This window comes from Rhodococcus sp. EPR-157 (genome assembly GCF_001647195.1).
Taxonomy (GTDB): domain Bacteria; phylum Actinomycetota; class Actinomycetes; order Mycobacteriales; family Mycobacteriaceae; genus Rhodococcoides.
Map to the genome: position 1 here is coordinate 1 of NZ_LVCV01000178.1, position 8,848 is coordinate 8,848.

Sequence of the window (8,848 nt, forward strand, 5' to 3'; positions counted from 1 at the left end):
CAGTCGAGAACGGTCAATCCGGGCTCTGCGTTCCCTGCCTCGGCAATCCACTCTGCATATTCGGCGTGGTCGGTGGCCACATGCAGTACCCCGCCGGGCGCGAGTCGATCAGCGATCATCGAGAACGTCGGCCCCTGCAGCAGTCTGCGCTTGTGATGACGCACCTTCGGCCACGGGTCCGGAAAGAACACGCGGACACCCGTCAGGGACTCGGAGGTCAGCATGTTCTCCAGTACATCCATCGCGTCGCCGCGCAGCAAGCGGATGTTGCCGATGTCTTCTCGTTCGATCTGCTGCAACGTCTGCGCGAGGCCAGGGCGGTATACCTCGACGGCCATCAGATTGACGTGCGGCTCGGCCTTGGCCATCGACGTCGTGGCGGTGCCGGTGCCGGATCCGATCTCCAGAACGGTCGGTGCCGTCCGGCCGAACCAGGCGTCGACATCTATACGGTCGTCGGCGACATCGCGCCCGATGCGGGGCCACAGGGCGTCCCATGTCTGTTGCTGAGCATCGGTCAGGGCGCCTCGCCTCGACCGGAAGCTGGTCACGCGCGGGTAGAGCCGGGAACCCCGATCGGCGGCCTGTTCGGGCCCCACGCCCTGGGCGTCGTCGGGGGCCGAATCGAGGTGCTGGGTGCTGCTCCGTGCGTCGTTCACCCACCCATTGTCGCGCATCGGGCGAGTGTGTGACAGGTGGGTCTCGAGTTGAAGTTGAGACTTGTGGTGTCGGCGCAGGCCAGCCGCCTTGTCTTCGGTGTTCTGTCGGTCATCTGTGCCAGAATTGCGCAGCGCGACGGGTGGGGACCGGTCGAACAAGGATCTAGGGGTGGGGGATCGCGTGAACGACGGGGCGAACAACGGGGTGTCCTCGGGGACCGTTCGTGGGCTCGCGGCGCAGGGCACCGCTCTCGGCCGCGTGATCGGCGAAGCAGCGGATCGGTGTTTCGCGGCGGTTCGAGTGCAGGTGTCCGGGAGGACGGGCGTCGGGAAGTCCTCGGTGCGGGCGGTGCTCACCGCGCACCACGACCTACGGGTCGACGGCGTCGACATCACGGAAGCCGCATCGATCGATGTTCCGCGATCTCCGGACCCCGTCCTCGACGGCGATGTGCTGGTTCACGTGTTGGCCGGTGGAGCTCACCCAGCAGACATCGATGCCGTGGCGTCGGCAACAGAAGTCGTGTTCGTCCTCGCCAAGGCAGACACGATCGATCACCTCGACACAGTGATCGGGAGACTGTCGGCCTCGGTCGGCGCGACGGTGTATCCGCTCATGGGGACCGTCGCGGCCAGCGTCATGCGTGGGCTTCCGGCCTCGTTCGGACTACTGCGACCGGCCGCGAAGGCGGTGACCACGGACATGCTGCTGACGCCCGAACGCTTCGTCAGAGCCACACTCCCGATCCCGAGGCAGGCACGAGTGGAACTTCTCGAGCAGGTCGAGACGTGCGGAGTGCGAATCGCGGTCGAGACGCTCACAGCCAATCCGAACACCGATGATGCGACGCTCCGGTTGCTGCTGGCCGAGAGGAGCGGGGTCGACGCGCTCGCGCGGGCAGTGCGCCAGGCCGTCGACGATGTTCGGATCGATCGGCAGGGAAAACTGCTGCACCGGCTCACCGAACTCGCCGCCGAGCATCCCGACGCGACCGAACTCGAGCGCTACCTGGGCTCCGACGAGGCTGTTGTCGCGATCATGCGCTCGGCGCTGCGCGCGCTCGGTGAGCCGCAAGAGCCCCACCCCACTCTTCGTACAGCTCAGCAGTGGCAGAGTCGATGGCAGCGCGCCGACGAGCCGTCCCGGGCACGGGCTGCACTCGCCGTCGCCCGGGGATACCTGCGAATGCGCGAGCGATGATCGACCTTCCCAGTGACATGGACAGCGTCGTCAAGAGGTGGTTTCCGCCCGGCGTGGATTCCATCGCGTCCGGCCGGGAGGCCGACCCGGTGGGCGTGTTCGTCACCGGGACGAGCGGATCGGGAGTGTCGTCGATCGAGGCCGAACTCGACCTGCTGCCCGGGTCGCTGCTGGAGCGCGCCCCGGACGTGGCGTCGTCAGCGGTGGTGCTGTTCGTGCTCGACGCATCGGCACCTCTCGGGCGACGGGCGCTGGCCGATCTCGCATCGGCCCTCGAGTCCACGACGACTGGACTCCTCGTCAACAAGATCGACGTACACCGGGATTGGCGGGAGGTGCAGCGGCTCGTGGCCGCGTCCATCGCCGAGCATGTCCCACGTGCGGTCGATGCCTCGTTCTGGCCCACGTCGGCCAAACTCGCGGAGCGTGCTCGCATCGCGGTCGACCCGAGGATGCGCTCGACGTTGTACGAGGAGTCCGGAATCGTCGATGTCCACGGATTCGTGGAGAGCGCCCTCACACAACACCGGGATGTGTTGCGTGAGCGCAAGTACAACGCCGCTGTTCGGGATGCCGCCGCCGGTGCCAGACGGGAAATTCTCGCCAAGGCACGGGCGGTGACGAGCGTCTCGAACACGGCGGGGCTGCGTGCCGAGCGCGCACGCCTCGTCGATGTCCGAGACCGTACGCGCGCAGAACGATCTGCAGCGCTACGCAGCAGAATGCAGCTCGCGCGCTCCGAGACCATTCACGACATCAACGACGCGACGCGTGGATACGCAGTGTCGGCGAGGGAAGCAATCGAGTCAGCCGGGCGGGCAAGATTGCGGCATCTGCACGTCGAGCTGGCCGAGCAACTCGGAATGGCAGTCTCGCGTGTCGATTCCCGACTCACCGAACGACTGCGCGCCGTCGACATCGAACTCGGTTTGTCGGGGGAACCTCTGCCGTCGAAGGACCTGACCGTCGACCATGCGGAGCCGTCGGTCCGACGCCGAGGTGTCGAGGACACGATGATGATCCTCGTCGGCGCTTCGGCCGGTGTGGGTCTCGGGCGCGTCGTCATGTCACCGCTGTCGGTGGTTCCGGCACTCGACATCGCTGTGATACCTGCCTCCTTGCTACTCGGCGCCGTGAGTGCATGGTGGCTGGTCCGATCGCGCTCACTCGTCGCCGACCGAGCGCATCTGCGAACCTGGGTCACCGACGTGTCCGCCTCGGCACGATCGTCACTCGAACAAGCGGCTCTGGCTCGGATCCTCGCTACCGAGACGGCGTTCTCGGCAGCCGCCCACGAGACCTCGCGCTCGGTCGCGCTCTCCGCAGACGCAGAACTGGAGCGCATCGAGTCCGAACTGCGAGCGGCCGCCGAGCATCGAGCTGCCGTACTGGCTGCGTGCGATCGCGACCTGGCGACTCTCGATCGAGGCATCGAGAGATTCGGCGGCCCCATTCGCGTCGACTATCAGACATCGGAGAGGTAGCTCCGAGGGCATGGAACCGAGGGCGCTGTCCGTGCGTCTGATCAAGAAGGTGGCAGTTCTGTCGATGGGCTGGAAGATCGGAGTCAGGTGATGGATCTCGGCGACGCATTCTTGGGCGACGCCCGTTCTGGCGACGTGCCTACTGGCGAGAACCACGCAGACGGCCTGCAGGATCCGGTCGAGATGTTCGACGTCGACGGAGACGGCTACGAGGAAACGCGAACCAGCTACACAGACGCGGGAATGACGGTCTCCAGGGACCGCGACGCCGATGGTGTGATCGATACGTTCACCACTGTCGGACGTGGTGGGCATTACGAGACCTGGGAGATTTTCCGGGCTGCCGATGGCACGTCGAGGTGGGAGGAAACTTCGGCCGGGGATGTATTCGAGTGAGTTGGAGCGTCCAGTATGTAATGTCTTGACAAGTAATTCGCGCTGCTCGGGGCCTGTGGACGCTTACTTGCCGGTAGCTGAATCGGTCTTGTGACCAATCGGACAACACCCGGATTCCGGATTGACAACTTCCAGCGTTAACCTAGGCCCAGGACACCCGGCGCCCTGTCCTTGAATTGACGTGACCGTCTATGATGCGGTATACGCAGATCGAGTGATCGGGCAGCTCCCCACCGAGAGGGGATGATCGGATCTGCTCCAACCGCTGTTCTGCCCTCCAGTGGTTGGAAGTCGTTTCTGGTTCCGGCCCACCCCAGGAGAGTTAGATGACCTCAGCGACCATTCCCGGTTTGAACGGCACTGACGCCGCGCCTCCCACCCAGCACAAGGAACTCCTTGCGTGGGTGCAGCAGGTAGCAGAACTCACCGAGCCGGAACGTGTGGTTTTCGCTGACGGCTCCGACGAGGAGTGGGAGCGGCTGACCACCCAGCTGGTGGATGCAGGCACCTTCACTCGCCTCAACGACGAGAAGAAGCCCAACTCCTTCCTCGGCAACTCGGACCCGTCGGACGTCGCTCGTGTCGAGTCGCGGACATACATCTGCTCCAAGCGCGAGATCGATGCCGGACCGACCAACAACTGGATGGACCCGTCGGAGATGCGCAGTCTCATGACGGAGCTCTACCGCGGATCGATGCGCGGACGCACCATGTACGTCGTTCCGTTCTGCATGGGCCCCCTCGGCGCCGAGGACCCGAAGCTGGGCGTCGAGATCACCGACTCCGAGTACGTCGTCGTCTCGATGCGTGTGATGACTCGCATGGGTGCCGCTGTGCTCGAGAAGCTCGGCGACGACGGCTTCTTCGTGAAGGCGCTGCACTCGCTCGGCGCTCCACTTGCCGAAGGCCAGGACGACGTGCCGTGGCCGTGCAACGACACCAAGTACATCACGCACTACCCCGAGGATCGCGAGATCTGGAGCTACGGCTCGGGTTACGGCGGCAATGCCTTGCTCGGCAAGAAGTGCTACTCGCTGCGTATCGCGTCGGCGATGGCGCGCGACGAGGGCTGGCTCGCCGAGCACATGCTGATCCTCAAGCTGATCTCGCCGGAGGACAAGGCTTACTACATCGCCGCGGCGTTCCCGTCGGCCTGTGGCAAGACCAACCTGGCGATGATCCAGCCGACCATCCCCGGATGGCGTGCCGAGACCATCGGCGACGACATTGCCTGGATGCGTTTCGGCGAGGACGGGCGTCTGTAGGCCGTCAACCCCGAATTCGGGTTCTTCGGAGTTGCTCCCGGTACCAACTGGGACTCGAATCCCAATGCGATGAAGACGATCGATCAGGGCAACTCGGTGTTCACCAACGTCGGTCTTACCGATGACGGTGACGTGTGGTGGGAGGGCCTGGAAGGTACTCCCGACCACCTGATCGACTGGAAGGGCAACGACTGGACGCCCGAGTCGGGAACCGATGCAGCGCACCCGAACTCGCGCTACTGCGTCCCCATGGCTCAGTGCCCGTCGATGGCGGCCGAGTGGGACGACCCGCAGGGCGTGCCGATTTCGGCGATCCTGTTCGGCGGACGCCGCAAGACGACCGTCCCGCTGGTCACCGAGGCTCGCGACTGGCAGCACGGCGTGTTCATGGGCGCCACCGTCGGTTCCGAGCAGACTGCAGCAGCAGAAGGCACCGTCGGTACCATCCGCCGCGACCCGATGGCGATGCTGCCATTCCTCGGATACAACGTCGGTGACTACTTCCAGCACTGGATCGACCTCGGCAAGAACGCCGACGATTCGAAGCTGCCGAAGGTGTTCTACGTCAACTGGTTCCGTCGCGGCGACGACAAGCGCTTCCTGTGGCCTGGATTCGGCGAGAACTCCCGCGTCCTGAAGTGGATCGTGGAGCGCATCGAGCACAAGGCTGCGGGCGTCGAGACGCCCATCGGTGTCGTTCCGACGGCGGATGCATTGGATATCTCGGGGCTGGACACCACGGTCGAGGATGTCGCCGAGGCTCTGAACGTCGACATCGACGAGTGGAAGGCCGAGATCCCGCTGATCGAGGAGTGGTTCGAGTTCGTCGGTGAGAAGCTTCCCACCGGCATCAAGGACGAGTTCGACGCGCTGAAGCAGCGTTTGGGCGCGTAGTCGGCAGGATCATCCGTGGGATTGCCCACACGTTGCGGTTTTCGACCGTGGGCGTGTGGGCTCTCTTGCATTGGCGCCTGGAAGTGTTCATTATTGGTGCATGTTCACCGAAAATGAACAGCTCGAAATAGTGAACGACGCGCTGCGAGCTGTTCAGCCAACACTTGACGAGCACGGTTTGCGCGCTTCCGCGCTTGTCTCGAATTGGAACCAGTCCTTGCTGGTGCGTATAAGCACCCAGGATGGGCAGTCTCGGCAGTACGCGGTCATTGTCGACAAGAACAACGAGCGTGCTGCGATCCAAGCGTTGTCATTTCACCGCAACGACGCCCCACTGATCATCACGCCGTATGTGCCCTCCAAGGTTGCCCGGGCATGGCGTGAGATTGGTATCGACTACGTGGATGAGGCCGGTAACCTGCGGCTCGACTGGGGTGACCGTCTCATTGATGTCGAAGGCCGGAAGCGTCCTACGAGCCAACAGCGGTGGAATCCGGATATGCGAGACGGGTTCACACGAGCCTTCAAGCGGGGTGGTGTGCAAGTAATCTTCGCTCTCCTGGCTTGGCCGACCCTGGTCGAACACCCGCTGAGGACGATTTCGAAAGCAGCCGACGTCTCGCTTGGCACCACCCAGGTGGTGATGTCCGAGCTCGAAGCAAATGGGTTCGTTCATGCCGATGGAGTTCGCCGACTAGCGCGCACGTCGGAACTATTGTCGAGGTGGTCCTCCGCCTACGCGACCGAACTCTCGCCCAAACTGACGTTGGGGCGATTTCGTGACGAAGACGCCAGATGGTGGCGAGACGATTTAAGTCAGCTCCACGACTTCGGCGTGTTGCTCGGCGGTGAATCGGCAGCCTATATCTTGGATGACTTCATGCTTCCGGCAAACGCTATCTTGTACTCGCGGTCTGCGCCTCGCCAGTTGATGGCAACCCGTCGATGGCGACCGTCTGAGGAGAATTGGAACACCGAGGTGCGGCACAAGTTCTGGTTCGAACCACGGGATGCCCTGAATATCCCAGTAGAGCCGTTGGTTCCGCACGTGCTAATTTACGCGGACTTATTGATGTCAGGGGAGCCGCGACAAATTGAACATGCAGCAAGATTCAGGCGAACCAGCAATCGACTTGTCCCTCTCGACCGATCCTGAGATCGGTTTCGCGACAAAGATACTCGACGAGGTCACCAGGCTCGTCTCCCCGCTGAAAGTTCGCTACTTGGTGGTAGGTGCGACCGCCAGAAATATACAGTCGGTTGGACTGATGAACGAAGTTCCAGATCGGGCCACCAAGGATGTCGATATCGCCATCGCCATAGACAACTGGAAAGACTACGACCGTATAAGCCGGGTCCTTCCACGGAAGGGCATCCATCAGCACAAGTTCGAAGTGCTGGGAGCAGAAGTAGATGTTGTTCCGTTCGGTGAGATCGAAGACGAAAACCGTGAAATATGCTGGCCTGGCGGTGCCACCAGGATGAACGTTGTCGGCTATCGCGAGGCACGAGAATCGGCGATGGCAGTGACAATGCCGAGCGGCTCACGCATTTCGGTCCCTTCGATCGCTGCTCAAGCCGTACTGAAACTAATGGCATGGAACGATCGAAGAATGTACACGTCCAAGGACGCAGTCGACCTCAGGAGCATTATCACTTGGTATAGCGAGGGGCCATTCGAGACAGAGTTGTTCGACCGCCACCGGAGCATTCTCGATATCTACGAATGGGAAACTGTGTCTGCGGGCGCGCACAGGCTCGGTGAGGATATGGCGAACCTGTTATCGCACCGTCATGCCTATCAGATGGTTCTCGATGTGCTCGAGAACCAAGCGACCATGGATACTCTAGCTGGATCGATGGGATTCGATCCTAGGACGAACCTGCAACGCATTCGCGCGATGCGTTCAGGATTCGTCAGCGCTGGAGCGGCAGTCAGCCCACATACCCCGGCGGCATGAGGACCGACTTGAGCTCGCAGTAGGCGTCGAGACCTTCGGGGCCACTTTCGCGTCCGATGCCGGAGTTCTTGTACCCGCCGAACGGTGAACTCGGATCGAAGGCGTACCAGTTGATCGCATAGGTGCCCGTGCGGATCTGTGCGGCCACTTCGAGTCCGTGGTCGATATCGGTGGTCCAGACGGAGCCGGCGAGGCCGTAGTCGGAGTCGTTGGCTATCTTGATGGCCTCGTCTTCCGAGTCGTACGGGATGACGGCCAGTACCGGTCCGAAGATCTCCTCGCGAGCGATGGTCATCGAGTTGTCGACGTCGGCGAAGATCGTCGGCTCCACGTACCACCCTGTGTCCAGACCTTCTGGCCGTCCACCGCCGAGGATGACGCGTGCACCTTCGGCCTTGCCCTTCGCGATGTAGCCCTCGACGCGCGTGCGTTGCTTCTCCGAGATCAGCGGGCCCAGTTGCGTGGCAGGATCTTTCGGGTCGCCGACCTTCATCCAACCGGCACCCGCGACCATCGCGTCGAGAATCTCGTCGTACCGTGACCGTGGCGCGAGGATTCTCGTCTGCGCGACGCATGCCTGACCGCTGTTCATCAAGCCCGAGATCAGCAGCATCGGCATGGTCGAGGGGATGTCCATGTCCTCGAGCAGGATTGCTGCAGACTTACCGCCCAGTTCGAGCGAGCAACGCTTGAGCTGCTGGGCCGCGATGGTTCCGATCGATCGTCCGACTGCGGTGCTTCCGGTGAACGTCACCTTGTCTACGAGGGGGTGCGAGACCAGGTACTCGCCGGTCTCGGCGCCGCCGGGGAGTACCGACAGAACTCCTTCGGGGACCCCTGCTTCGGTGAAGATGTCGGCGAGCAGGTTCGCGCCGAGTGGTGTCTCCGGTGCGGGCTTGAGTAGTACCGAGCAGCCGGCGAGCAGCGCAGGTGCGAGTTTGTTGACGGCGAGGAACAGCGGGACGTTCCAGGCGATGACGGCGGCGAC

The 8,848-nt window shown here is 63.0% G+C and carries 7 protein-coding genes and 1 pseudogene; 6 read left to right on the forward strand and 2 right to left on the reverse strand.

Translation table 11 applies throughout. From position 1 onward, the window contains the following. The coding region (gene trmB, locus A2J03_RS08065) for a tRNA (guanosine(46)-N7)-methyltransferase TrmB (protein ID WP_068371876.1) at positions 1–677 on the reverse strand (677 nt) is incomplete at its 3' end. A gap of 151 nt (positions 678–828) precedes the next feature. On the opposite strand from trmB, the gene A2J03_RS08070 reads away from it, so the two are divergent. From A2J03_RS08070 to A2J03_RS08095, 6 genes and pseudogenes are all read left to right on the forward strand, one after another. Beyond that, positions 829–1,860, forward strand: a complete 1,032-nt coding sequence (locus tag A2J03_RS08070; protein ID WP_068371879.1) for a hypothetical protein — start codon at positions 829–831, stop codon at positions 1,858–1,860. Continuing rightward, complete coding sequence (locus A2J03_RS08075; protein ID WP_156520263.1) at positions 1,857–3,344, forward strand: hypothetical protein; 1,488 nt, start codon at positions 1,857–1,859, stop codon at positions 3,342–3,344. Before A2J03_RS08070 ends, A2J03_RS08075 begins: the two co-directional genes overlap by 4 nt. 90 nt (positions 3,345–3,434) lie before the next feature. Then, the gene (locus A2J03_RS08080) at positions 3,435–3,740 is read left to right on the forward strand and encodes a DUF6802 family protein (RefSeq protein WP_068371885.1); all 306 of its coding nucleotides are present in this window, start codon (positions 3,435–3,437) and stop codon (positions 3,738–3,740) included. A gap of 326 nt (positions 3,741–4,066) precedes the next feature. Continuing rightward, a pseudogene (locus A2J03_RS08085) lies at positions 4,067–5,899 on the forward strand (phosphoenolpyruvate carboxykinase (GTP)). 100 nt (positions 5,900–5,999) lie between these two features. After that, on the forward strand, positions 6,000–7,055 hold the full coding sequence (locus A2J03_RS08090; protein WP_068371888.1) for a type IV toxin-antitoxin system AbiEi family antitoxin: 1,056 nt from the start codon (positions 6,000–6,002) through the stop codon (positions 7,053–7,055). Further along, complete coding sequence (locus A2J03_RS08095) at positions 7,000–7,860, forward strand: hypothetical protein (RefSeq protein WP_156520264.1); 861 nt, start codon at positions 7,000–7,002, stop codon at positions 7,858–7,860. Before A2J03_RS08090 ends, A2J03_RS08095 begins: the two co-directional genes overlap by 56 nt. Here A2J03_RS08095 and A2J03_RS08100 read toward each other — a convergent pair. Beyond that, the coding region (locus A2J03_RS08100; protein WP_068371894.1) for an aldehyde dehydrogenase at positions 7,835–8,848 on the reverse strand (1,014 nt) is incomplete at its 5' end. The two genes, A2J03_RS08095 and A2J03_RS08100, sit on opposite strands and share 26 nt — an antisense overlap.